Origin of the sequence: Streptomyces sp. NPDC087215, from assembly GCF_044744885.1 — a bacterium.
Taxonomy (GTDB): domain Bacteria; phylum Actinomycetota; class Actinomycetes; order Streptomycetales; family Streptomycetaceae; genus Streptomyces.
Genome location: NZ_JBIUZD010000006.1, coordinates 157,793 through 182,181, shown reverse-complemented (window position 1 = coordinate 182,181; position 24,389 = coordinate 157,793). Strand labels below are relative to the sequence as shown.

The window sequence follows — 24,389 nt, the reverse complement described above, 5'->3', positions numbered from 1 at the left end:
GGGGGCGCTACCGGAAGGGTCGTCCCGGTCCGCCGGGCGGCCCCGCCCGCCCGTGGTCCCGGCCCCGCCCGGCCGTGGTCCCGGCCCCGTGGGGTCACTCGCCCCGGTGGACCCGACCGCCCGTGGGTCACTTCCCCCCGGTGGATCCGACCGCCCCGTGGAACGCGCCCGTGTGGACGCGGACCTGCTCCGGCGTCAGATACGCGTCGGTGTACTCGAAGTCCTTCAGCGTCCCCGACCGCGTCGACAGGAACCCGGTCCGCACGTAGTCGTCCCCGGCGACCGCGTTCAGCAGCCAGTTCGTCATCACCCGGGTCTTCGCCACGTTCGTCCGCAGCGCCGCCCAGTGGTAGGCGCGGGCCACGGCCTGCGCGGGCATCCCGTGCAGCTCCACGCCGAGCGGCTTGGACACCCCGTCCATCCCGCCGAGGTCGACCACGAGCCCCAGGTCCTTGTGCCGGTAGGGGTGCGTCGGCTCCCCGCGCAGCGTCGACACCAGGTTGTCCGCGACGGCCTTCCCCTGCCGCATCGCGTGCTGCGCGGTCGGCGGGCAGATCGCCCCCTCGTCGTCCTTCGTGAGGTCGGGCACGGCCGCCGCGTCACCGAGCCCCCACACCCCGTCCAGACCGGGCACCGCCATCTCCGCGGAGACGACGAGCCGCCCCCGGAAGGTCTCCGCGTCGAGCGTCCCGATCAGCGGGCTCGCCGCCACCCCGGCCGTCCAGATCAGGGTCCGGCTCGGCAGCACCCGCCCGTCGGTGAGCGTCACCGCCTCGTCGTCGACCGAAGCCACCGACACCCCGAGCGACACCTCGATGCCCCGCCGGGTCAGGATGTCCGTCGCGGCGGCGCCCAGCTTGTCGCCCAGCTCCGGCATGAGCTTCGGCGCGATGTCCACCAGATGCCACTTGATCAGCTTCGGGTCGAGCCTCGGGTACCGCTTGACCGCGTTGGTGGTGAGCAACTGGAGGCAGGCGGCCGTCTCCGTGCCCGCGTAGCCGCCGCCGACCACCACGAACCGCAGCCGGGACGCCCGCTCCTCCTCGTCGTTGCTCGCGTCCGCCAGGTCCAGTTGGGCGATGACGTGGTCACGGACGTACGTGGCCTCCGCCAGCGTCTTCATCCCGCGCGCGTGCTCGGCGAGCCCGGGGATGTCGAAGCTGCGGGTGACGCTGCCGGGCGAGAGCACCAGATGGTCGTACGGCTCCGTCACGTACTCCCCGGCGATGGTCCGCACCACACAGACCTTCGCCGCCGTGTCCACCCCCACCACGCCGCCCGGCACGATCCTGGTCCGGTGCCGCTCGCTGCGCCGCAGCGACAGCGCCACCGACTGGGGGGTCAGCACCCCGGCCGCCACCTGGGGGAGCAGGGGCAGATACAGCTGGTACGAGAACGGCGAGAGCAGGGTCAGCTGCGCCTCCCGCTCCGTGAGCCGCCGTTCGAGCCGCCGTACACAGGCCACTCCGGCGAAACCGGCGCCCACCACGAGAATCCTCGGTCGCGTCACGCTGTCCGCCTTCCGTCTGCCGTATGAGCGTGCAAGACGCCGTGAAATATGGCTGAGTATCGCTATGTGGCAATTTTTCGCTGACTATCCGTGGTTCACCCTTTTTATCGTCATTGCGGCGGGATCGCTCTTCGGCATGGTCCGCTTCGGGCCGGTGAAGCTCGGTGCCGCGGGGGTGCTCTTCGTCGGGCTGCTCCTCGGGGCGCTCGACCCGGACATCGGCGCGGCCGTGCCCGCGGGACTCCCGGTGCTCGGCCTCGCCCTGTACGTGTACACCGTCGGGCTGGAGGCCGGACCGGCCTTCTTCCGGGAACTGCGGCCCCAGCTCGCGGTGATGATCGGAGCCGTCGCCGCCCTCGTCGTCACCGCGCTCGTCGTCGGTGTCCTCGGCAACAAGGTCTTCGGCATCTCGGGTCCCTTCCTCGCGGGCGGCTACGCGGGCATCGGCACCACCACACCCGGCCTCGCCGCCGCCCAGGCGTCCTCGGCGGACCCCGCCCAGGCCGCCACCGGTTACGCGATCGGCTACCCCCTCGCCGTCGTCCTCACCATCCTCTTCGTCGCCGCCGTCGCCGCCGTCCGCAACTGGCCCGGCCGCCGCGACCCGGGCACCGGCCTCCCGAAGGAACTCGTCACCCGGACCGTGGACGTGACCCGTCCGGTCGACTGGGCCGACGTCCCCGGTTCCGCCGACGGGCGCCTCCTCGTCAGCGTCCTGCGGACCGGCGGCGGCGCGCCCCGGGTCGCCCTCGCCCCCGGCACGTTCGCCCCCGGCGAGCAGGTCGTCCTGGTCGGCGGACCCGAAGCGGTCGCCGCCGGGACCGCCGCGCTCGGCAGCGAGTCCCCGGCCCATCTCCTCGACCGGCGCGACACCGTCGACTACCGGCGCATCCTGCTCACCAACCCCGACCTCGCGGGCCGCACCGTCGCCGAACTCGACCTCGGGAAGCACTACGGGGCCAAGGCCACCCGCGTCCGGCGGGGCGACCAGGACCTGCTGGCCGCCGAGGACCTGCTGCTCCAGCTCGACGACCGCGTCCGGGTCGTCATGCCCCGGGAGCGGACCTCCGAGGTGACCGCCTTCCTCGGCGACACCGAGGCCAAGGTCAGCGAGGTCAGCGCCGTCAGCATGGGCCTCGGTCTCGCCGCCGGGTTCCTCATCGGCATCCCCAAGCTCACCCTCGGCTCCACGGTCCTCTCCCTCGGCACCGCCGCCGGACCCCTCGTCATGGCCATGATCCTCGGCCGGGTGCGGCGCACCGGCCCCCTGGTGTGGGTCCTGCCGACCCGCGCCAACCTCACGCTCCGCCAGATCGGCCTGCTGGTCTTCCTCGCCTGCGTCGGACTCACCTCGGGCTACGCCTTCCGCCGTGACGCCTTCTCCCTCTTCGGCCTCAAACTGCTCGTCGTGCTCCTCGTCAGCGCGGTCCTGAGCTACGCCCTGATGCTCCTGGTCGCCCGGCTGCTCGGCCAGAGCAGGCCCCGCACGATGGGCCTCCTCGCCGGGTACGTGGGCAACCCGGCCATCACCGCGTACGCCAACAGCCGGGTCTCGGACAGCCGGGTCAACACCGGGTACGCGACCCTGTTCGCCCTCGCGATCCTGGTCAAGATCGTCTGCATCCAGCTGATCGTGGGCCTCTGAGCCCCCGGTGGGGCACCCGCGAGCCCGGGGTCCGGCACGTCGGGGGCCGGAAAGCCCCCGTGCGGCCGGGTGTGCCCGTGTCCTCGGCCCTCGGGGCAGGAGACCGCGTCCCCGGGGCCGCGCGGGTCAGAGGACCACGACGCCCAGCGGCCGGGAGCCGGCGGGCAGCCGGCGCGTGTCGCCCGAGGCGAGGTCGACGACGCTGAGACCGTCCCAGTAGCCGTCCCGGGTGAACCCGCCCGTCACATAGGCGGTCCGCCCGTCGGCGGAGACGGCCACGTCCTCGTGGGGCCCCTCCAGCGGGTAGACCCGCTCGGTCCCGTCGGGCTTCCGCACCGTCAGGGACGGCCCCCGGTCCTCGGCCGGGTCGATGGGACCCGTACCCACCGCGAACAGCGTTCCGTCGGCGGTCACGACCGCGCCGTGCTGATGCGTGTCCGCCGTCATCTGCTCGATCGCGGTCCGCCCGGTCCGGGGGTCCATCACGGCGAGCCGCTCGCCCTCGAAGGGCAGCAGCAGCTTCCCGTCGGACGGGCGCACGGCCGCGTAGTGCGGCTTCAGCCAGGAACCGAGCCCGCCCCCGGTGCCGTACGGTGCGACCTCCACGCGCCGGGACTCCAGCGTCCCCGCCGTGACCACGGTGACGTCGAAGGAGTCGTGGTTCGTCGCGTACACCTCCCGGCCGTCCCGCGACACGTCCACGTCGAAGGGACGGCGGCCCACCGGCACGGTGCCCGTGACCCGCAGCGCCGTCGTGTCCACGACCTCCAACACGCCGTTCCCGCCGGGCACGTTGACCCCCACGTAGACCCGGCGCCCGTCCGGCGAGAGCGCGATGCCCATGCCCCCGCCCCGGTACTCGCCGGTCGTCACGGGCCCGGAGTCCGTCTCGTACGGGACGAGCGCGAGCCGCTGCCGGGTCCGGGTGTCCACCACCGCCACCCCCTCGGCCGTCGCCACCCAGGCCCGCCCGTCCCCGCCCACCACGAGGCCGTAGGGCGCGGTGCCGACCCGCACGGAACCCGTGGCGCCCTTCGCCGGATCGACGAACGTCACCGTGTCGGCGCCGAAGTCGGCGACGAGCAGCGAGCCGGACACGGGCCGGGCGGGCGCCCCCGGCACCGTCGCGGGCCCGCCGGAGGAGGGAGCGGCCGGGGACGGCACGGCGGCGGAGCCCCTCGGCGACGCGGCCCCCGTCCCTCCGGAGGCCCCGGCGCACCCGGCGAGCAGGACGACGGAGACCGCCGCCGGGACGAGCACCTGGGCGGCGCGGGACGCGCGGCGGAACTTCGGCATGACGGACTCCTCGGTCGGACGGACACGGACGGACACGGACGGACACGGGCGGACACGGGCGGACACGTCCCGGACGGGCCCGCACCCTGCCCCGATCCTCCGCCCCCGCCGGGACCGGCACGGTCCGACGCCCGGCCCCCGTCGAGGAGCCGTCCGGACGACACCGGGGTCGGCCGAACGGCTGACCCGCACCGCCCACCGGGCGGGGGACCATGCCCGGCCGGGGACGTCACGGCGTTCCGGAAGCGTCCGATCCCAGCCGCCCGCGCGCCCGGACAGAGCGCGGGCGGACAGAGCGCGCCCGGACAGAGCGCGGTCGGCCGCCCGCGCGCCCCCGGAGCCGTCCCCGGCCCCGGGGCCCGTACGCTCCCGGCAGCGCCCGGTCAGCCGCCCGCGTGCCCCAGGAAGCACAGCATCCGCTCGACACAGAGCGCCGCCGCCTCCGGTACGTGCGAGGCGGTGCCCGGCTCCGTGAACAGGTGCGCGCTCCCCGGGTACAGGAACAGCTCCCGGTCCGCCGCCCCGGCCGTCAGCGCGCGGGCCGCGTCGAGATCGCCCTCACCGGCGAAGAACGGATCGGCGTCCATGCCGTGCACCTGCGCGGGCACCCCCTCGGGCCAGACGGCCCCGAACTCCCCGACCGGCGCGCAGGCGCCGATCAGCAGGGCCCCGCGCGCCCCGGGCCGGGTCTGCGCCAGCTTCTGCGCGGGCAGCACACCGAGCGAGATCCCCGCGTACACCACGGGCCCGGACAGTTCGTCGGCCGCGCGCTCACCGCGCGCCAGGACCGTGTCGAAACCGGTCTCCCGGGCGTACCCCACTCCGGCCTCCAGCGTGGTGAACGTACGCCCCTCGTACAGATCGGGCACCCGCACCGTGTGTCCCGCCCGCCGCAGCTCCCCGGCGAAGGCGCGCACGCCCTCCGTCAGTCCCAGCGCGTGGTGGAAGAGCAGAACCTCGGCCATGTCGCCATCCCCTGATCGTCGGTGACGGCCGTGCCACCCCGGGACATGGCCGTTCGCCGAGCAGCATGACGCACCCCACCGACAACGCCCCGGGCCCGGCGAGGGCCCGGCGGGGAGTCCGGCTCAGCGCAACGGCCGGTGCGGCACCACGGCCGCCGCCTGGCCCACCACGCCCACCGGACCACCGACGCCCATCGGCCCGCCCGCGGCCTGGTGCGGCACGACACCGTGCGGCGCGATCCCGCCCTGCGGGCCCGGAGCACCCTGCGGCGGCAGCTGGAAGTACCGGCTCAGGTCCCGCAGGACCGCCTCCGCGACCTGACGGACGTCACCCGGAACATCCCCCCGCTCCCGTATGAGCTGGGCGTAGATCGGTGCCGTGCCGTCCGCGTGGTTCATGGGGCTCGCTTCCTCCTCCTGTGCCGGTGACATCACCGACAGGCCGACGGGGAGTCTACGGGGCGCCACCGACACGCCCCCCTGCGGCGCCCGCGCGCGAACCCCCGCACCGCCGCCCGCCAGGGAAAACGGTTGGGCTCCCGCGCTCCGCCGACGGAGAATGGACCATCGAACCCACGGGAGGGACCCCATGAGCCAGGCGACCCTGACTCTCCACGACCTGATGCCGCCCGACGAGCTCTCCGCCGCGCTGGCCGAAGGCCACGTCACGCGCAAGCGCCACCCCGAGCTGCCGCTGTCGATCTACACGTACACCCGCGCGTGCCAGTACGCCCAGCACTGGAACCGGGTCACCACCCGGTGCCGGGGCCTGGTCGCCGACGACAGCGGCCGGATCGTCGCGCTCCCCCTCCCCAAGTTCTTCAACCTCTCCGAGCACACCGGCGGACGCCCCTACGCGCCGCCGCTGCCCGACGAGCCCTTCGAGGTGTACGACAAGGTCGACGGCAGCCTCGCCGTGGTCTTCCACTACGCCGACCGCTGGCACGCTGCCTCCAAGGCGTCCTTCACCAGCGCCCAGGCGACCTGGGCGCAGCACCGGCTGAACACCGCCGACACCACACGGCTGACCCCCGGCGTCACCTACCTCGCGGAGATCCTCCACCCCGGCAACCGCATCGTCGTGAACTACGGCGACCGCCGCGACCTCGTGCTGCTCGCCGCCTTCGCCGCCGACGGCACCGAGACGCCCCTCGCGGAAGCCGCGGACGGCTGGGACCCGATCGGTTCCGTCGTCCGCACCTGGCCCGCCACCAGCGTCGACGACCTCAGGGCCCTGACCGAGTCCGACACCCTCCCCGACGGACGCCGGGCCACCGGAACCGACGCCGAGGGCTTCGTCCTGCGCTTCGCCTCCGGTCTGCGCGCCAAGGCCAAGCTCGCCGAGTACGTACGCCTCCACAAGGTGCTCACCGGCGTCACCGAACGGGACATCTGGCGCGGCCACGGCATCCAGCGCTTCGCCGCCCTGCCCGCCCCCGTGACGGCCAAGGGCCTCGGCTGCTCCGTCGCCGAGGCCGAGGCCCACGGAGGCAAGCCCCTCGACGCCCTCCTCGAACAGGTGCCGGACGAGTTCGACGCCTGGGTCCGCGAGGTGATCGCCCGCCTGGAGACCGCCGCCGCCGACCGCGAACGGGCCGTCGACGAGGCGTACGCCCTCCTCGCGCCGCTCGCCGGGGACCGTGCCGCGTTCGCCCGCGCCGCCGCCCGGGAACCCGACCGGGGCCTGCGCGCCGCCCTCTTCCTCCGGCTCGACGGCCGCCCCACCGACCTCCTCGTCTGGCGGCAGCTGCGCCCCGAGGCCTCGGACCCCTTCGCCCACGACCAGGAGAACTGAACCCGTGCCCGTCGTCCACGTCATGACCGGTCTCCCCGCCTCGGGGAAGACCACGGCCGCCCGCGCCCTCCAGGCCGCCGCCGAGGGACGCCTGCGCCGCGTCAACCTCGACGACCTCCGGACCATGCTCGACCTGCCCACGGCGGACGGAGGGCGCTCCCACGGACACGAGCAGACCGTGCTCGCCGTCCAGGACGCGGCCGTCCGCGCCGCCGTCGACGGCGGCTTCGACGTCGTCGTCGACAACACCCACCTCACCCCCCACATCCCCAAGCGGCTCAAGGCCGCCGTCGCGGGGCTGGCCACCTTCGTCGTCCACGACTTCACGTCCGTCCCCGTCGAGGAGTGCGTCCGGCGTGACGCGGCCCGCGAGCGGCCCGTCGGCGAGGCCATCGTCCGGATCCTCGCCGACAAGCACGCCAAGGCCACCAGGGGCGGCTGGCGGCTCACCGCGGACTGGCTCAACGACCGGCCCGCCGTCGAGCCGTACGTCCCCGATCCCGCGCTGCCCTCGGCCGTCATGTGCGACATCGACGGCACCCTCGCGCTGCGCGTCGACCGGGGCCCGTACGACTTCACGCGCTGCGACCGCGACCTGCTCAACCCGCCCGTGCGCGACGCCCTGCTGGCCTTCCGGCACACCCAGCGGGACCGGATCGTGCTGCTCTCCGGCCGGAGCGAGGACCACCGCGCCCTCACCGAGGGCTGGCTCGCCCACCACGAGGTGCCCTACGACGAGCTGTGGATGCGCCCCTCCGGCGACGGGCGCGCCGACGACCTGGTGAAGGCCGAGCTCTTCGACGCCCACGTCCGCCACCGGTACGCCGTCCGCGTCTCGCTCGACGACCGCGACCGGGTCGTCGAGCTGTGGCGCCGGATGGGCCTGCCCACCTGGCAGGTCGACTACGGCGCCTTCTGACCCCGCGCCGCCCGGCGGCGGGAGTGGCCGATCCACCCCCGCCGCCGTGTCAGGATCGTGGGATGGTGGAAAAGATCATTGCGGCGTGCGACGGCGCGTCGAAGGGAAACCCCGGCCCCGCGGCCTGGGCGTGGGTCATCGGCGGCGCCGACGGTACGGTCGACCGCTGGGAGGCGGGACCGCTCGGCCGGGCGACCAACAACGTGGCCGAACTCACGGCCCTGGAACGACTGCTCGAAACGCTCGACCCGGCCGTGCCCGCCGAGGTCCGGATGGACTCCCAGTACGCCATGAAGGCGGTCACGACCTGGCTCCCCGGCTGGCGCCGCAAGGGCTGGAAGACCTCCTCGGGCAGCCCCGTCGCCAACAAGGAACTGGTCGTCCGCATCGACGCCCTGCTCACCGGCCGGGACGTCGACTTCGTCTACACCCCGGCCCACCAGGTGGACGGCGATCCGCTCAACGACGCCGCCGACCGGGCGGCCAGCCACACGGCCCGCACCCAGGAGCCCACGAGCTCCGCCGCCGGAGCCCCGCTGCCGCCCCCGGAGGCGCCGACACGCGCCTCCGCGCCCCGCAAGCGCTCCTCCGCGCCGTCCGCCTCACGGAGCACCTCCGAAGGCGCCACGGCGACCCGCGCGACCCGCCCCGGAGGCGCCACCCTGAAGGCCCGGTTCGCGGGCCGCTGCCGCTGCGGCAAGGCCTACGACAAGGGCGAGACCATCACGAAGAACCCCGAGGGCTGGGGCCACCCCGCCTGCGTCTGACCCCTCCGCCCGTCCGACTGGCGGGCGGCACCGTCCGTTGTCTGAGACCGGCCGATCCGGGTGCGCGCCACCCTTCACCCAGGCGTGTACCCGGGTTCGCCCGGGGTTCTGTTCTCCGAGGGCTCGGGACTGCATACTGTCCTCCTCGCCACCGGTGACGAACCGTTTTACCTGCTCATCCGTCGTTCTCACGACATGATCGGGACCCGGCGAGAACCTCCCCCGAGCCACCGCCGCGGTCTCCCCACGGCGGGAGCTCTCCCTGCCCGTGGAAGACCCGAGGACCCGTGCCAGTACCTGTTCTCCTGACCGGGCGCTCCGTGCGCCTGGAGCCGCTGGCGATGCGGCACGCCGAAGCCCTCGCGCGGGCCGGCGGGGCGGACCGATCGGCCTACGCCTTCACCCCCGTACCCGACGGCCTCGAACCGGCCCTCGACTACATCGCCCGCGCCCTCAACGATCAGGCGGCAGGACGCTGCCTGCCCTTCGCCCTGATCAGTACCGCCGACGAACAAGTCATCGGTTCGACCCGCTTCCTCGAACTCGACTACTGGCGCGGACCGCTGGTCTGGCCGCCGGTCTCCGGAATGCCCCACGGCGATCCCCTGACCGCCGTCCCGGACGCCGCCGAGATCGGCAACACCTGGATCTCGGGAGCCGCCCGGGGCACCGGCATCAACACCGAGGCCAAGTACCTCATGTTCCGGCACGCCTTCGAAGCCTGGGGGGTCCGCCGCGTCACCCTCCGCGCCGACGCCCGCAACACCCGCTCCAGAATCGCGATCGAACGCCTCGGGGCCAGCTGCGAAGGCGTCCGCCGCGCCCACTCACGGGGGCTCGACGGAGCGGTCCGCGACACGGCCTTCTACTCGGTCCTCGACGAGGAATGGCCCACCGTCCGGGACATCATCGAACTCCGCATGTCCACCCCCCGCCAGGTGCGCGTCCCGCAGGACCTGCTCCCGGCCTGACCCTCCCCGCCACCGCTCCGACGGGCGCTCGCGCCCTCCGACGGGCGCTCGCGCCCCCACCGGAGCGGTGGTTCCATGGAAGGGACGGGAAGGACCCGACAGCGAGGACACGGAGTAGCGGCCCTCACCGGCCGCGCACCGTGCAATCAGGATCCGCGAGAAGCGGATGGGTCCTTCCCGTCCCTCCGCACGCCCCCCGTTCACCTCCGCGCACTCCGGGAGGCCCGCCGGAACCCGACCGGTACCGTGGCCGATACACCGAACAGCGCCACGCGAAGGGACCGAGCCATCGTGCCGAGCGGAACCGCCGACATAGCCCTCCGTACGGAGGGACGGGCCGGAATCATCACCCTGAACCGCCCCCGCGCCATCAACGCGCTCACCCACGCCATGGTCCTCGCCGTCGACACCGCCCTGACGGCATGGGAACACGACCCCGCCGTCCACACCGTCGTGATCGAGGGCGCCGGGGAACGCGGACTGTGCGCGGGCGGAGACATCCGCGCCATCCACGACGCCGCCCGCGCCGGAGGCTCCGCCGCCCAGGCGTTCTGGCGCGACGAGTACCGGCTCAACGCCCGTATCGCCCGCTACCCCAAGCCCTACGTCGCCCTCATGGACGGCATCGTCATGGGCGGCGGCGTCGGCGTCTCCGCCCACGGCTCCGTCCGTGTCGTCACCGAACGCTCCCGCGTCGCCATGCCCGAGACCGGCATCGGCTTCGTCCCCGACGTCGGCGGCACCCGCCTCCTCGGCCGCGCCCCCGGCGAACTCGGCACCCACCTCGCCCTCACCGGCACCCCCGTCGGCGCCGCCGACGCCCTCCTCACCGGTCTCGCCGACCACTTCGTCCCCGCCGCCGGACTCCCCGCCCTCGTCCGGGACCTGGCCGTGCTGCCCGCCGCCGAGGCCGTCGCCCGCCACACCGGCACCGCGCCGCCCGGCGTCCTCGCCGAGCAGCGCGCGTGGATCGACGCCTGCTATCCGGCCGACACCGTCGAGACCGTCGTCGAACGGCTCCTCGACAGCGGGGTGCCCGCGGCCAAGGAAGCGGCCACCACGCTCCTCGCCAAGTCGCCGACCGCCCTCAAGGCGACCCTGGCCACCCTGCGCCGCTCCCGCGCCCTCGCCACCCTCGAAGAAGTCCTCGACCTGGAGTTCCGGGTCTCCAGCGCCGCCCTCGCCACCCCCGACCTCGTCGAGGGCATCCGCGCCCAGGTCGTCGACAAGGACCGCGACCCCCGCTGGACCCCGGCCACCCTGCCCGAGGTCACGGACGCGGACGTCGCCCGCTTCTTCGCCCCGCCGCCCGGCGGCGACCTCGGCCTCGCCGTGCCCCTCCGCACCGGGACGGCTCCCGGCTCCGGGGACGCGGCCTCAGGACCCCCGCCCGGCGCCCCGGCCCGAGCCCCCCGGCCCGGCGGCGAGGTCTCCGGCCTCCGGGGCGGCGCGTGAGCACCAACACCTCCTTCGAGCCCGTCCTCGACCGCATCGCCGAGGAGATCGCCGCCCTGGCCGACCGGGGCACCCCCGCCGACTACATCCCGGCCCTCGCCGCCGCCGACCCCAACGACTTCGGCATGGCCGTCGCGGAACTCGACGGAACCGTCTACGGGGTGGGCGACTGGCGGCGCCCCTTCTCCACCCAGTCCGTCACCAAGGTCTTCACCCTCGCGCTCGCCCTCGCCGGAGAGGGCGAGTCGCTCTGGGCCCACGTCGGCAGGGAGCCCTCGGGCGACCCGTTCAACTCCCTGGTCCAGCTGGAGTACGAACAGGGCATCCCCCGCAACCCCTTCATCAACGCCGGGGCCCTCGTCGTCACCGACCACCTGCACCTGCTCACCGGTGACGCCTCCGGCACCCTGCTGGACTTCCTCCGTACCGAGAGCGGCAACCCGGACCTGGCCTTCGACACCGCCGTGGCCGCCTCGGAAGCCGCCAACGGCGACCGCAACGCGGCCCTCGCCCACTTCATGGCCTCCTACGGCAACATCCTGGGATCCGTCCCCGTGCTGCTCCGCGAGTACTTCCGGCAGTGCTCCCTCGAAGCGTCCTGCGCCGACCTCGCCCTCGCCACCGGCTTCCTCGCCCGGCACGGCCTGCGCGCCGACGGGAGCCGCCTGCTCACCCGCAGCGAGGCCAAACAGGTCAACGCCGTCATGCTCACCTGCGGCACCTACGACGCGGCGGGCGACTTCGCCTACCGGGTCGGACTCCCCGGCAAGAGCGGGGTCGGCGGAGCCGTCGTCGCCGTCGTCCCCGGCCGCTGCACCCTCTGCGTCTGGAGTCCCGGACTCGACCACCGGGGCAACTCCGTCGCGGGCGTGACCGCCCTGGACCGCTTCACCACCATCACGGGCCTCTCGGTCTTCTGACTCCGACCGGCCCGCGGCCCCCCGCCCCGGCGTCCGTCCGTACGGGATTCACCCGCCGTACGGCCCGGGGCGGACGGCCGCCGGTTCACCGAGGGCCCCGGCGGCCGTCCGCCACGCCTCGGTGACCGCCCCGTGGGCCAGCTCGGTCGCGGCGGCCACGTCGTCCGGCAGCCGGATCGCGCTCCCGATGTGCACATGCAGCCCCGGTCTGCGGACCGGCGCCGTGAGCAGCCCAGCGAGCTGCTTCGTCCGGCCGCCCGAGACGATCCGCCGGGCCCCGGCCTGACCGATCGGCACGACCGGCGCCCCGGTGGCCCCGGCGAGCCGCGCCAGCCCGGTGCGGAACGACTCCGGACCCCGCTCGGCGGAGTCCGGGCGCGGCGGGATGCGCCCCTCCGCGTACATCATCACGTGCCGTCCCGAGGCCAGCGCGACCGCGGCCCGGTCGAGCGCGACGGCCGCCCGCGCCGTGTTCCGGTGCACCGGCACGTGCCCCTCCCGGGTCAGCGCCCGGCCCAGCAGCGGAATCCGCCAGAGCCCGGCGGTGGCGAGCACCACCGGTTCCACGGCCAGCCGGACGCGGAGCGCGGCGAGCACGAGCGCCGGGTCGGCCGTCGACGTGTGGTTCACGACCAGGATGCTGCCCGGTTCGACCCGGGCGCCGGGGTCGGCGGTGACGGTCAGCCGGCCGAAGAACGGGACGACACGGGCGGCGATGCGACTGAGCACGTACGGGCTCCCTGATGGCGACGGGTGTGCTGACCCGCCCATCGTGCGGGGCGGTGCGGGAACCCGGCATGAGCACGCGTACTCACTCCGCCGCGCCCGGCGACTCAGCCCGGGAGGGGACTCGGTGGCGGGACGCCCCACCACCCCGTCTACGCTGATCCCGACCGACGGGCACGACAGGGGGAGGACGAGGTGACGGGACGCTCCGCGCGACGGTTCGCGGCCCTCCTTCCGGCGCTGCTCTGTCTGCTCTGGGCGGTCCTGCCGCTCCCCACCGCACAGGCGCGGTGCGCCACGACGACGGCCACGGCGGTCACCGCCGCCGAGAGCCCGCACCCGACCGGCTCGACAGCCGTGTCTCCGCACGCCCCCGCCGCGCCCCCGCCCACCGGGCCGGGCCGGTCCCTTCCGCCCGCCACCGGCGGCCCCTCGGGCCCCGGTGCGGTCTCCACCCCGGCTGCCCAGCACCTGGTACTCCCGGAACCGCACCTCGCGCCCACCGCCGTCGTACGCCTTCCGGCGGCCGTCGAGAACCCCGTACGGCTGCCGGGAACGCCGGTGGCCACGGCCGACGTTCCCGCCGACCACACCCTTCCCGCGCGGGGGCTCCTGGCCGGTGACCCGCGCCGCGAGCGCGCTCCGCCCGGCGGAACCCCCACCCCGCGCGCCCCGCGCGGCCCTCCCGCCACCCGGCACAGCTGACGTTCCCCCGCGTCACCGTCCGGGCCCTCGGTATGCCATCGGCAGCCCCGGGCCGGAACGGTCCACGACGCGTGTCCGCCCGTACGTCCGGCACGGCGGCCGAGCGCCCCCACGCTCCGCGTGGGCGCCGCGCCGCCGCCGTGCGCTGCCCGTGGAGTAGTCCGTGTCCTCACGTTCCCCGCGCCCGCCCACCCCGCGCCCGTCCACCGAGCGCCCGTCCCTCCCGCATCCGGCCAAGCCGCGCCCCTCCGCCCCCCGGCCGCGCCCCTCCCGTGCCGTTCTCTGGCGCGCGCTGCTCGCCCTCGGGGTCGTCGCCCTCTCCCTCTGGATCACCCTGACCACCCCGCCGCGCCTCGGCCTCGACCTGCGCGGCGGCACCCGCATCGTCCTCCAGACCGAGGACGGACCCACCACCCGCGCCGACGCGGCGGCCACCGACCGCGCCCTTGAGGTGCTCCGCAAGCGGGTCGACGGCCTCGGTGTCGCCGAACCGTCCCTCGCCCGCTCCGGCGAGCGGCGCATCGTCGTCGAACTCCCCGGACTGAGCGACCCGCGCGAGGCCGCCGAGGTCATCGGCCGTACCGCGCAGCTCACCTTCCACGCCGTCACCGGAGCCCCCGAGGGCCCGGCGGAACCGGCGGCGAAGGACGGCTCGCGCGTCCTCCCCGACCCCGACGCGCCCGGCGCCCTCCTCGCCCTGGCACCGCCCGCCCTGACCGGCGACGGCGTCGAGAACGCGGAGGCCGCCCTCGACACGACGGGCGCCCGGGGCTGGACGGTGGACCTCTCCTTCAGGGACCGCGCCGCGAACACCTGGGCGCGGCTCACCGGCGACGCGGCCTGCGCGGCCCCCGGCGACCCGGCCCGCCGGGTCGCGATCGTCCTCGACGACCGCGTCGTCTCCGCCCCCGGCATGGAGACCGGCGTGGCGTGCGGCTCGGGCATCGGCGGCGGGTCCGCGCAGATCACCGGCGGCTTCTCCGGCCAGGAGGCCCGCGACCTCGCGGCGCTCGTACGGGGCGGCGCGCTGCCCGTGCCGGTGACGACGGTCGAGCAGAGCACCGTCGGCCCCACGCTCGGCGCCGAGGCGATCAGGGCCAGCGCCCTGGCCGCCGTCATCGGCCTCGCCTGCACCGGGCTCTTCGTCATGGTCGTCTACCGCCTCCTCGGCGTGCTCGCGACCGTCGCGCTGCTGCTGTACGGACTGATCTCGTACGCCGCCGTGGTCGCCCTGGGCGCCACGCTCACGCTGCCCGGCCTCGCCGGGTTCGTCCTCGCCATCGGCATCGCCGTCGACGCCAACGTCCTCGTCTTCGAACGGGCCAGGGAGGAGTACGCCGCTCTGGGCCGGGTCGCGGCACACGATCCGCGAAGGCCCCTCGGAACGGCCTTCGGCAAGGTGTGGAGCGCGGTCGCGGACTCCCACGTCACCACCCTCCTCGCGGCCGGGCTGCTGTTCGTCTTCGCCACCGGCCCGGTCAAGGGCTTCGGCGTGACCCTCGCGATCGGCGTGCTGACCTCGCTGCTCACCGCGATGGTGATCACCCGGCTCCTCGCGGACCTGACGCTCCGGCTGCCCGCCGTGCGCCGCCGCCCCTCGGTCACCGGCATCGCCGGGCTCGGCAGGCTCCGCACCCGGCTGACCCGCCGCGTCCCGCGCCTGATGGTCCACCGGCGCCGCTGGCTGCTCTCCTGCGCGGGTCTCCTGATGGTGGCGCTCGCCGGAGTCGGGGTGAGGGGCCTGGAGTTCGGCGTCGAGTTCACCGGTGGCCGGGTGGTCCAGTACACCGCCGAGCGACCGGTGGACGCCGACGCGGCGCGCGCCGCGGTCGCCGACGCGGGCTTCCCCGACGCGGTCGTGCAGACCACGGACGGCGGAACCGTCGGGGACGGCTCCGCGCGGGGCGACGTGTCCGTACGGGTACGGGAGACCGCCGACGACGCGCAGCGGGAGATCGAGGCCGCCCTCACCCGGGTCGCCGGGCCCGTTGAGGTCGAGCGCGACGACCTGATCGGCCCCAGTCTGGGCGGTGAGCTGCGCACCCACGCGGTGATCGCCCTCGGCCTCGCGGTGGCGGCGCAACTCCTCTATCTGACGCTGCGGTTCCGGTGGACGTACGCGACGGCGGCGGTGGCGGCGATGACCCAGGACGTGCTGCTCGTGGTGGGCCTGTTCGCCTGGCTCGGCAAGCCCGTGGACAGCGTCTTCCTCGCCGCGCTCCTGACGGTCGTCGGCTACTCGGTCAACGACTCGGTCGTCGTCCTGGACCGGCTGCGGGAGCTGCGCCGCCGGGGCGGGGGAGTGCCGCTGGCGGACCTCGCCGACCGGGCGGTGGCGCAGACGCTGCCCCGGACGGTCAACACGGGCATGGGCGCGCTCTTCGTCCTGGTCGCGCTGGCCTTCCTGGGCGGTGACTCGCTCACGGACTTCTCCGTCGCGCTGCTCGCGGGTGTGGTCCTGGGCATGGCGTCGACCGTGTTCACGGCGATGCCGCTGGCCGTCTCCCTGGACACCCGTCACCCGGCGCCGCCCCCGCGCCCGGCCCGGGCAGGCGCGTCCCGCGCGAGGGCGGGAGCGGTGGTCTGACCGGACGCCCACCGCTGACGGCGCTCGCCACGCGGCCTGCGGGCAGGAGCCCCCCGCACACAGGCAGCGGGCAGGGCCTCCGCGCGTCGAGGGGCCCTGCCCATCGGAGGCGGACCGGGGCCGGGGCCGGGGCGTCCACGAGGCGGGGCGGGCCGGGTCCCGGCCCGCCCGGCTCTTTTGTTCCGGCTCTTTCGTCCCTGGTCCCTGGTCCCTCGGGCAGGGTTCCCCGGGCCGGTCCCGCCGCCCGAGCCCGGGGGCGTGGGCGAACACGGGGGCGGATCAGCTCAGTTCCGCCTCGATCAGGTCGGCCGCGCGGAGCGTCCCGCCCTCGCGGCGCATCGACTCCTGGACCTCCCGCGCGCGGCGCGCCACCCCGGGGTCGGCGACGAGGCCGAGCACCGCCTCGCGCAGCCGCTCCGGGGTGACCTCCTCCAGCGGCAGACGGCGGGCCACGCCGAGGGACCGCAGCATGTCGGCGTTGCCGAACTGGTCGGTGGCCAGCGGGACGGCGACCATGGGCGTGGCCGTCGCCAGGCCCTCCTGGCTGCCGCCCGCGCCCGCGTGGGTGATGAAGGCGTCGGCCTTCCGGAGGACTGCCAACTGCGGCACCCAGGAGTGCACTTCGACGTTGGAGGGCAGCGGGCCCAGCTCGGCCGGTTCGACGTGCTTCCCGATCTGGAGGACGACGTGCCAGTCGGGCAGTTCCGCGAACGCCGCGACGCAGTCCCGGTAGAAGCCGGGCATCTTGGTGAAGGCGGAGCCCAGCGAGACGAGGACGACCTTCCCCGCCCCCTCGGGCCGCTGCCAGTCGCCCTGCTCGGCGCGGTCGCCCTGGCAGGCGCCGACGAAGGTGTAGACGGACTCGTCGACCCGGTCGGCGTGCGGCTGGAGCGCCCGGGGGATCAGGACGAGGGCCCGGCGGGGGCGGGCGACGAACCGGTCAGGGTCGGTCTCGACGCCGTGCCCCGCGAGCCAGTTCCCGAAGCGCTCGTAGTAGGCCCGGCCGCGCGGCGAGGCCTTCAGCCCGGCGTACATCGGGGCGGCGACCTCCTCCTCGTACCCCTCCCACGGCACGAGGTTGGGCCAGAGGGAGACCGCGGGGACGCCCCAGAGGCGGGCGAGGACGGGGGCGGGGTAGGAGGTGATGTCGTGGAGGACGAGGTCGGGCCGGTCGCCCTCGAAGGCCTCGGCGAGCTGCGGCAGTGCCTGGATCGCGTCGGCGAGGAACGGCTCGACGTGGTCGATGAGTTCCGTTCCCCAGGCGTCGGGGTCCTCGTCGGTCGGGAGGGTGGAGCGGTAGACGACGGGGGTGGCGCCGGTCTCCGCGACCTTCGCGGCGAAGGAGGCGGGAACGGCGTAGCTGACGCGGTGGCCCCGGGCGACGAGCTCGCGGACGACCTCCAGGCTGGGGTTCACATGGCCGTGGGCGGCGATGGAGAACATGGCGATGTGGGCGGGGGACGGGGTGGCGGTCATGACGACACCCTAAGCGAGACGATACGTATCGTCTAATCAATTCCGTCGAGCGCTTCCGGCGGTCCGCTCTCAAGGGGGGCGATGTCATGGAGGCCGAAGTGACTCCCGCGGGGTCGATCTCGGAGGTGCGGCCCTGTGTGCGGCGCTCCGTCGGTACCGTGCGGGGAATCCCTCGGGAATCGTTCCGGCACCGCTGGCCGGGCGTCGAGGTCCCTCGTATGCGCTCCCGCAAACGCGACCGGGGGCCGGGGTCGCCTTCGGATGCCCTTGTTTCCGGCCGTGTTCGATGCGTGGCCCCGAGCCCCGGCTCTCCCCGTCGCCCTGAAAAGATCTTCACGAATGCGGCACATGTGCCATGGAATCTTCGGTTCATGATCGGCGAACCCTGACGCGCAGTGAGATCGGGGTCGGGCGCGCCCGGTGTGGCCTGCGTAAACGTGTCCGTATGACAGCCAACCGAACGCACGATGCTTCTGTGGCGGCCCCCGTCCGGGTTTAGATGATCACGGCGGCCCGTTGACCAGCCTGGGGGGCCGCCTCAGTCATGTTCAGGGGGGTTCATTCGCCATGTCCGGATTCACCCGTCGGCAGGCCATCGGAGCCGTGACCGGCGTAGCCGTGGGCACCGCACTCGTCGGTGTCGCTACCGCAACCGCTGACAACGCACGGCCCGGGGCCGGCGCGCAGGGAGCCGAGCCCGCAGGGCCCGCGTCCTTCGACGAGGTCTACAAGGGGCGCCGCATCCAGGGCCTGCCCGTCGAAGGCGGTCACCACGCCCATGCCCGCGCCGGGCACGGGACCACCTACCGCGTCCTGATCGACGGCCGCGAGCTTCATGTCATGCACCACGGAAAGACCGGTTGGAGCAGCGCGATCAACCACTACGAGAGGTTCGAGACCCCTCTCGACGCCGCGCGCACCGCGGTCATCGCGCTCAAGGGCGCCCACGTCGTCCCCTTCACCCCCACCGCCTGAGCCGGGAGCAGTCAGTCATGACCGTACGGAAGAACCAGGCGAATCTCACCGCCGCGGAGAAGAAGGCGTTCGTCGACGCCGTACTGGAGGTCAAGCGCAGGGGCATCTACGACGAGTTCGTCGCCGCCCACCGCCTCCGGTTCGCGCTGGACATGAACACCGGGATATACGTGGGCCACTTCGGCCCGTCGTTCCTCCCCTGGCACCGCAAGTACCTCATCGAATTCGAGCGGGAACTCAAGAAGATCGACCCGAACGTGTCGATCCCCTACTGGGACTGGACCGCCGACAACACCGTCGGCTCCTCCCTCTGGGCCCCGGACTTCCTCGGGGGCACCGGACGCCCCCTGGACGACCAGGTCATGGACGGGCCCTTCGCCTACTCCGCAGGCAACTGGAACATCAACATCCAGGTCGACAGCCGCCCCTTCCTCGCCCGTAACCTCGGCTACCGCGTCCCCAACCTGCCGCCCCGCTCCGAGGTCGACGCCGCCCTCGCCATCCCCACCTACGACTCCGCCCCCTTCAGCAGCGGCTCACCCGGCTTCCGTTCCCGGCTGGAGGGCTCGGACGGCTATATGAGTATGCACAACCGGGTGCACACCTGGATCTGGGGCCAGATGGAGACCAGCGTCTCCCCGAACGACCCCGTGTTCTGGCTCCATCACGCCTTCGTCGACAAGCTCTGGGCGGACTGGCACGCCCTCCACCCCACCAGCGCCGAGTACCTCCCGGCCGCCGCCACCCCCGATGTGATCGACCTGAACGAGACCATGCCGCCCTGGACCGACACCTCCCCCCAGAGCGTGCTGTACCACACCCAGTGGTACATCTACGTCTGACCAGCACCGGGCCACCGCCTCAGCCAGAGGCGGTGGCCGTCCAGGGAAGCCCGGGGAGGTTCAGTCCCGCACGGGGGTCGTCCGCCGGGGAAGCACCAGCGTCGCGACCGCCCCGCGGACCGTTCCGGCCGGGCCCGGGGCGGTCGCGTTCGTGAGGGTGAGGCGCGCTCCGATCACCTCGGACTGGCCCGTCGCGATGGTGAGGCCGAGGCCGTGGCCGCGTCCCCGTTCGGCCGCTCCGGTACGGAAGCGCTGCGGGCCGTGCGCGAGCAGATCGGCGGGGAAACCGGGACCGTGGTCCCGTACGACCAGTGTCGTCGTTCCGCCGCCGGTCGCCGTGACGGTCACCTCGACCGTGCCGGTGCCGTGCCGGGAGGCGTTGACCAGCAGGTTCGTCACCACCCGGTCCAGGCGCCGGGGATCGGTCACCGCGATCGGGTCGCCCGCCACCGTCACCCGGGCGTCGAGCCCGGCCCGTTCCACGGACTCCGCCACCAGTTCCCCGACCGGCACCGGACGCAGATCGGCCTCCTCGGTGCCCGCGTCGAGCCGGGAGATCTCCAGGAGGTCGTCGACCAGGCCCTGCAGCACGTGCACCCGGTCCCGGACCAGACCGGTCGCCTCGCACTCCGGCAGCAGCGACGCCGACGCGACCAGCCCGGCGAGCGGGGTCCGCAGCTCATGGGCGACGTCGGCGGTGAACCGCTGCTCCCCGAGCAGCCGGTCCCGCAGCGCGTCGGCCATCAGGTCCACCGCCGAGGAGATCTCGGCGATCTCGTCGCCGCCCCGGCCGTACGTCCTGGCGTCCAGGTCACCGCCCTTGATCCGGCGGGCCGTCCCGGCCACCCGCCGCAGCCTGCGCAGCACCAGCTCGGCCGCGAGGAGCGTCAGCGGCACGACCACGGCGAGCGTGGCGAAGGCCGCGTACCGCACGTGCCGGTCGAGGGCCTCGATGCTCCGCAGCTGACTGCCCATGTGCACGTTGGTCGAGAGCACCTGCCCGTCGACCCGCTGCGCCGCCCACATCCAGGGCCCCTGCCGCGTCCCCGTCTCGTACCAGGTCACGGGCGTGTCCTCGGGGACCTCGTCGAGCTGCTCCAGGAGCCCCTCGGGCAGGCTCTCGCCGCTGTCGAAGCCGGGCAGCGCTGCCGGGTCCGGGTCCGGGTCCGCCGGTGGCTGGGGACGCCGGTCGGTCGCCACGAGGGCCATCTCCAGCTCCCGCAGGACGTACCCCTTGCTGACGTGCATCGACCGGTCCTCGGTGGCCTTGTGGACGAGGACACCGATGCCGAGCGCCATGGCGCACGCGGCGGCGGCCACCACGGCGGAGATCTTCCAGCGCAGGGACCGGGGGTCGGCCAGGCGGAGCAGCGCGCCGGAACCGCTCGCCCCGGACGCCGGGCCGCGGTTGGTGCGGGAGGACGCGGGAGTCGTCGTCATCTCAGCGCCTGAACCGGTAGCCGAAACCGCGCACGGTCTCGACGTGGTCCGCGCCGATCTTCCTGCGCAGCCGCTGCACCGCGAGGTCGACCACCCGGATGTCCCCGTCCCAGCCGTAGTCCCACACGTTCCGCAGCAGGGTCTGGCGTTCCATGGCGATGCCCGGGGCGGCCACGAACTCCAGGAGCAGCCGCAGCTCGGTCGGGGTGAGCGCCAGGGGCCGCCCGGCCACCCGGACCTCCAGCCCCCGGGTGTCGACGCTGAGGTCCCGGAAGACCAGCACCCCGTCGTCCACGTCGTCCCCGCCGGGGTCCGTGCCGGGCGCGGTGAAGGCGGCCCGGCGCAGCAGCGTACGGATACGGGCGACCAGGACGGCGGTGTCCACGGGCTTCACGACGTAGTCGTCGGCGCCCGCTTCGAGACCCGCCACCACGTCGAGGGCGTCGCCCCGGGCCGACATCATCAGGACGGGGGCCTGACTCGTCTCCCGGATCCTCCGGCACAGTCCGATGCCGTCGAGGTGCGGCAGCATCACGTCGAGGAGCAGCAGGTCGTGCGTCCCGTCCCGGAACATCTCCAGACCCGTCAGCCCGTCGGGCGCGGCCGACACCCGGTAGCCGTAGCGCTCCAGGGCCATGCCGACGGACCGGCGGATCGTCTCGTCGTCCTCGACGAGCAGCACGCGCACCTCGCCGGGGGCGTCGTCCTGTCCGCTCGTGGCGTCGTGGGGCTGCTGCATCGGGTCACCTGGGGTCGGGTCGGGGTGGGGCGGGGGCCGGTCCGAAGGCCGGATCGGGCCGGGTCGTGCGGGAGGGGGACAACCATGAGATCACAGGTCACGGGGGTCACCCGCCTCACAGCCGGAGGGCGGCGGCCACCGGCAGATGGTCGCTGCCGGTGCGCGGCAGGGTCCGCGCGGAGACCGGGGTGACGCCCTTCACGAGGATCTGGTCGATCCGCGCGACCGGGAAGGAGGCGGGCCAGCTGAAGCCGAAGCCGTCACCTGCCTCCTCGTGCGCCGAACGCAGCCCCGCCGTCACCGGCCGCAGGGCGCGGTCCTCCGTGGTCCCGTTGAGGTCACCGGCCACGACGACGCGGGGGAGCGCCTCGGCCCGGAGGACGGCGGCCAGGTTCCCTGCGGCCTCGTTCCGGCGGTCCGTTGTGAACCCGGCGAGCGGGTGGACGCGGACGGACGCGAGATGGACGGCGTACACGGCGAGGGGTCCCTCGCGGGTCTCGACGACCGCCCGCATCGCACGGGTCCACGGCATGATCGGCAGCGCCTCGACGTCCCTCAGCGGGTACGTGCTCCACAGCCCGACCGTGCCCTGGACGGAGTGGTACGGGTACGAGGCGGCCAGCACCCGCTCGTACCCCGGCGCCGTGGCGGCGGACAGCTCCTCCAGGGCCACCACCTGTGCTCCGGTGGCGGCCAGGGCGCGGGCGGTTCCGGCCGGGTCCGTGTTCGCGGCGCCGACGTTGTGGCTCACCACCGTGAGGTCGCCGCCGGATGCCTCTCCGCCGCCCGGGGCCCCGGCTCTGTCGCCCAGGGTCCCGCCGAACAGCGCGGACCACACGACGGCCGGGAGCAGTACGGCGATCCCGGCGACGGCACTGCGCCGTATCAGGGCGAGGACCGCGAGCAGCGGTACGGCCACGCCCAGCCAGGGCAGGAACGTCTCCAGGAGACTGCCGAGCCGGAGACCGGCGTTCGGCACGAGGGAGTGCCCGGCGAGGCAGAGCGCGACGAGCACCGCCCCGGCGGCGACGACCCGGCCGCGCCGCCAGGGCCCGTGCGGGGCGGGACCGTCGCGCCCCGCGCGAGCGGCCGTCCGGCCGTCCCCGCCGCGTCCTCCCGGGCGTCGGCCCGTCCGGCTCGCGGTACCGGCCGAGTCCTTGGAATCGGTGGTGTCGGTGATGTCTGAGATATCTGTGCTGCCTGCAGTGGCGGTGATGCCTGTGGTATCTGTGGCGGCTGTGGTGTCCGTGATGCCTGCGGTGCTTTTGATAGCTGCGGTGCCTTTGATGTCCGAGATGCTCTTGATGTCTGTGGCGCCGGAGGGATCCGTGACATCCGTGGTGCCCGTGCCACCCGTGATGTCCCTGATCCGTCCAGCGGCCGGGTCGGCGGCGGCGCTCATGCCCCCGCCCGCCGGTCGCCGAGGACGGAGAGGGCCGGGGGGAGGTCGCGGAGGACGGCGTCGACGAGCCGTCCGCTGCTCTCCAGCGCGGCCCGCAGGCCCTCGGCGGGGGTGGTGCGGGCGCGCTGCCCGAGCACCACGCCCAGGACGAGGTGCCGGGCCGCCCCCGACCCGACCTCGGCGGCCCACAGGAGGTTGCCGCCCGCCGGAGTGCTCGAACCGGTCTTGAGACCGATCACCCCGGGCTTCTCCAGGAGCAGATTGGTGTTGGCGACGGTGCCGGGCACCCCGGGGACGGTGGTGCGGCGCAGGGCGACCACCTCCCGGAGGACGGGGTCCCGCATGGCCCGGCGGGCCAGCTTGAGCTGGTCCTCGGCGGTGCTGCGGGTGGTGGCCTCAAGGCCGCTGGCGCCCGTGTACCGGGTCCGGTCCATGCCGAGCGCCGCCGCCTCCCGGTTCATCTTCACGACGAAGGCCTCCTGGCTGCCGGAGTCCCAGCGGGCCAGGAGCCGGGCGATGTTGTTCCCGGAGGGCAGGAGCAGCAGTTCGAGCAGCTTGCGCTGGGAGAGCCGCTGGCCGGTGCGGACGGGGACGGTGGACTCGCTCAGGGTGAACGACTCCTGGGCGGCGGTCTCGTCGACCTCGATCACGGGCCCGTCCTCTCCGGGCTTCAGCGGGTGCTCGCGGAGGATCACGTACGCCGTCATCACCTTGGTGACGCTCGCGATCGGCAGGGGCTCCCGTCCGCCCCTGCTGCCGAGACTGCCGACACCCTCGACCATGACGCTCGCCTGGCCCTCCTCGGGCCACGGCAGGTCGAGCCGGGCAGCGACGGCCGGGCCGGGGGCGCCGGGCGCGAGGGGCGCGGCCGGCGCCCCGCCCGGCCCGGGGGCGCAGGCCACCCAGCCGCCCGTGCCGATCAGGAGGAGCGCGGCGGCGGCCCCGCACACCAGCCTCCGCCCGCCGCCCGCTGCGCCCCAGTGCTTCCGACCGGCGTCCATCGGCGTTCCCCTCGTCCTCGGTGCGTACGCGGGGTTCCGCGCACACCCCGAAGCCTGGAAGGCGACCACGTCCACGGGATCAGGGCCGTACGTCCACGGGCGCGCGAAATTGTGTCGGTCACGTATCGGGGCCGGTGGCGGAGCCGCGCTCACCGGGGCGACCGGATCTCCCCGGTTCCAGGTCTTCCCTCGGGAGGGAGGCCCCGGTCGCGCGGCGGGGGACGTCAGGGCTCGCCCACCGGCCCGTGCCGTT

Annotated in this window: 21 protein-coding genes; 11 read left to right on the top strand and 10 right to left on the bottom strand. The window is 74.3% G+C overall.

Annotation, left to right across the window (positions count from 1 at the left end; translation table 11 throughout):
• Positions 1 to 127 precede the first annotated feature (127 nt).
• On the bottom strand, positions 128 to 1,510 hold the full coding sequence (locus tag ACIO92_RS18340; protein ID WP_366441811.1) for an FAD-dependent oxidoreductase: 1,383 nt from the start codon (positions 1,508 to 1,510) through the stop codon (positions 128 to 130).
• A 64-nt stretch (positions 1,511 to 1,574) separates the two neighbouring features.
• Here ACIO92_RS18340 and ACIO92_RS18335 point away from each other — a divergent pair, with 64 nt between their 5' ends.
• Complete coding sequence (locus ACIO92_RS18335) at positions 1,575 to 3,155, top strand: TrkA C-terminal domain-containing protein (RefSeq protein WP_366441810.1); 1,581 nt, start codon at positions 1,575 to 1,577, stop codon at positions 3,153 to 3,155.
• 126 nt (positions 3,156 to 3,281) lie between these two features.
• On the opposite strand, the gene ACIO92_RS18330 is transcribed toward ACIO92_RS18335, so the two are convergent.
• The 3 genes from ACIO92_RS18330 to ACIO92_RS18320 form a co-directional block, all read right to left on the bottom strand.
• The gene (locus ACIO92_RS18330; protein ID WP_402282080.1) at positions 3,282 to 4,451 is read right to left on the bottom strand and encodes a hypothetical protein; all 1,170 of its coding nucleotides are present in this window, start codon (positions 4,449 to 4,451) and stop codon (positions 3,282 to 3,284) included.
• A 383-nt stretch (positions 4,452 to 4,834) separates the two neighbouring features.
• Positions 4,835 to 5,416, bottom strand: a complete 582-nt coding sequence (locus ACIO92_RS18325; protein WP_366441808.1) for a dienelactone hydrolase family protein — start codon at positions 5,414 to 5,416, stop codon at positions 4,835 to 4,837.
• Positions 5,417 to 5,539: 123 nt separating this feature from the next.
• Complete coding sequence (locus tag ACIO92_RS18320; protein ID WP_366441807.1) at positions 5,540 to 5,815, bottom strand: hypothetical protein; 276 nt, start codon at positions 5,813 to 5,815, stop codon at positions 5,540 to 5,542.
• 190 nt (positions 5,816 to 6,005) lie between these two features.
• On the opposite strand from ACIO92_RS18320, the gene ACIO92_RS18315 reads away from it, so the two are divergent.
• The 6 genes from ACIO92_RS18315 (at position 6,006) to ACIO92_RS18290 (ending at position 12,243) form a co-directional block, all read left to right on the top strand.
• A complete protein-coding gene (locus tag ACIO92_RS18315) occupies positions 6,006 to 7,211 on the top strand; it encodes an RNA ligase (RefSeq protein ID WP_366441806.1) in 1,206 nt (401 codons plus the stop codon).
• A 4-nt stretch (positions 7,212 to 7,215) separates the two neighbouring features.
• Complete coding sequence (locus tag ACIO92_RS18310) at positions 7,216 to 8,130, top strand: AAA family ATPase (protein ID WP_366441805.1); 915 nt, start codon at positions 7,216 to 7,218, stop codon at positions 8,128 to 8,130.
• Positions 8,131 to 8,192: 62 nt separating this feature from the next.
• Positions 8,193 to 8,897 (top strand): ribonuclease H, encoded by a 705-nt coding sequence (locus ACIO92_RS18305; RefSeq protein ID WP_366441804.1) that lies wholly within the window; start codon positions 8,193 to 8,195, stop codon positions 8,895 to 8,897.
• 287 nt (positions 8,898 to 9,184) lie between these two features.
• On the top strand, positions 9,185 to 9,868 hold the full coding sequence (locus ACIO92_RS18300; RefSeq protein ID WP_401237202.1) for a GNAT family N-acetyltransferase: 684 nt from the start codon (positions 9,185 to 9,187) through the stop codon (positions 9,866 to 9,868).
• Positions 9,869 to 10,159: 291 nt separating this feature from the next.
• Positions 10,160 to 11,323, top strand: coding sequence for an enoyl-CoA hydratase/isomerase family protein (locus tag ACIO92_RS18295; protein WP_402282084.1), 1,164 nt, complete (start codon positions 10,160 to 10,162; stop codon positions 11,321 to 11,323).
• Positions 11,320 to 12,243 (top strand): glutaminase, encoded by a 924-nt coding sequence (locus tag ACIO92_RS18290; RefSeq protein ID WP_366441801.1) that lies wholly within the window; start codon positions 11,320 to 11,322, stop codon positions 12,241 to 12,243. Before ACIO92_RS18295 ends, ACIO92_RS18290 begins: the two co-directional genes overlap by 4 nt.
• A gap of 48 nt (positions 12,244 to 12,291) precedes the next feature.
• On the opposite strand, the gene ACIO92_RS18285 is transcribed toward ACIO92_RS18290, so the two are convergent.
• Positions 12,292 to 12,972 (bottom strand): lysophospholipid acyltransferase family protein, encoded by a 681-nt coding sequence (locus ACIO92_RS18285; protein ID WP_402282086.1) that lies wholly within the window; start codon positions 12,970 to 12,972, stop codon positions 12,292 to 12,294.
• Between the two features lie 192 nt (positions 12,973 to 13,164).
• Between ACIO92_RS18285 and ACIO92_RS18280 the strand changes: the two genes are divergently transcribed.
• The gene (locus tag ACIO92_RS18280; protein ID WP_366441799.1) at positions 13,165 to 13,674 is read left to right on the top strand and encodes a hypothetical protein; all 510 of its coding nucleotides are present in this window, start codon (positions 13,165 to 13,167) and stop codon (positions 13,672 to 13,674) included.
• A 163-nt stretch (positions 13,675 to 13,837) separates the two neighbouring features.
• Positions 13,838 to 16,261, top strand: coding sequence for a protein translocase subunit SecD (gene secD / locus ACIO92_RS18275; RefSeq protein WP_402282088.1), 2,424 nt, complete (start codon positions 13,838 to 13,840; stop codon positions 16,259 to 16,261).
• A gap of 279 nt (positions 16,262 to 16,540) precedes the next feature.
• Here secD and mgt read toward each other — a convergent pair whose 3' ends face one another.
• Entirely contained in the window at positions 16,541 to 17,737 is a 1,197-nt protein-coding gene (mgt, locus tag ACIO92_RS18270; protein ID WP_402282090.1) for a macrolide-inactivating glycosyltransferase, read from the bottom strand.
• A gap of 567 nt (positions 17,738 to 18,304) precedes the next feature.
• On the opposite strand from mgt, the gene ACIO92_RS18265 reads away from it, so the two are divergent.
• Positions 18,305 to 18,712 carry a tyrosinase cofactor gene (locus tag ACIO92_RS18265; RefSeq protein ID WP_366441796.1) on the top strand — a complete coding sequence of 136 codons (408 nt, stop codon included), beginning with the start codon at positions 18,305 to 18,307 and terminating at the stop codon, positions 18,710 to 18,712.
• Positions 18,713 to 18,729: 17 nt separating this feature from the next.
• Positions 18,730 to 19,554, top strand: a complete 825-nt coding sequence (locus tag ACIO92_RS18260) for a tyrosinase family protein (protein ID WP_402282092.1) — start codon at positions 18,730 to 18,732, stop codon at positions 19,552 to 19,554.
• Between the two features lie 60 nt (positions 19,555 to 19,614).
• Here the strand turns inward: ACIO92_RS18260 and ACIO92_RS18255 are convergent, their stop codons facing one another.
• The 4 genes from ACIO92_RS18255 to ACIO92_RS18240 form a co-directional block, all read right to left on the bottom strand.
• Positions 19,615 to 20,994 (bottom strand): ATP-binding protein, encoded by a 1,380-nt coding sequence (locus tag ACIO92_RS18255; protein ID WP_402282094.1) that lies wholly within the window; start codon positions 20,992 to 20,994, stop codon positions 19,615 to 19,617.
• A 1-nt stretch (position 20,995) separates the two neighbouring features.
• On the bottom strand, positions 20,996 to 21,733 hold the full coding sequence (gene cseB, locus ACIO92_RS18250; RefSeq protein WP_366441793.1) for a two-component system response regulator CseB: 738 nt from the start codon (positions 21,731 to 21,733) through the stop codon (positions 20,996 to 20,998).
• Positions 21,734 to 21,848: 115 nt separating this feature from the next.
• Positions 21,849 to 22,748: an endonuclease/exonuclease/phosphatase family protein gene (locus tag ACIO92_RS18245; protein ID WP_366441894.1), complete on the bottom strand. Its 900-nt coding sequence runs from the start codon at positions 22,746 to 22,748 to the stop codon at positions 21,849 to 21,851.
• Between the two features lie 383 nt (positions 22,749 to 23,131).
• A complete protein-coding gene (locus tag ACIO92_RS18240) occupies positions 23,132 to 24,136 on the bottom strand; it encodes a D-alanyl-D-alanine carboxypeptidase family protein (protein WP_402057347.1) in 1,005 nt (334 codons plus the stop codon).
• Positions 24,137 to 24,389 lie beyond the last annotated feature (253 nt).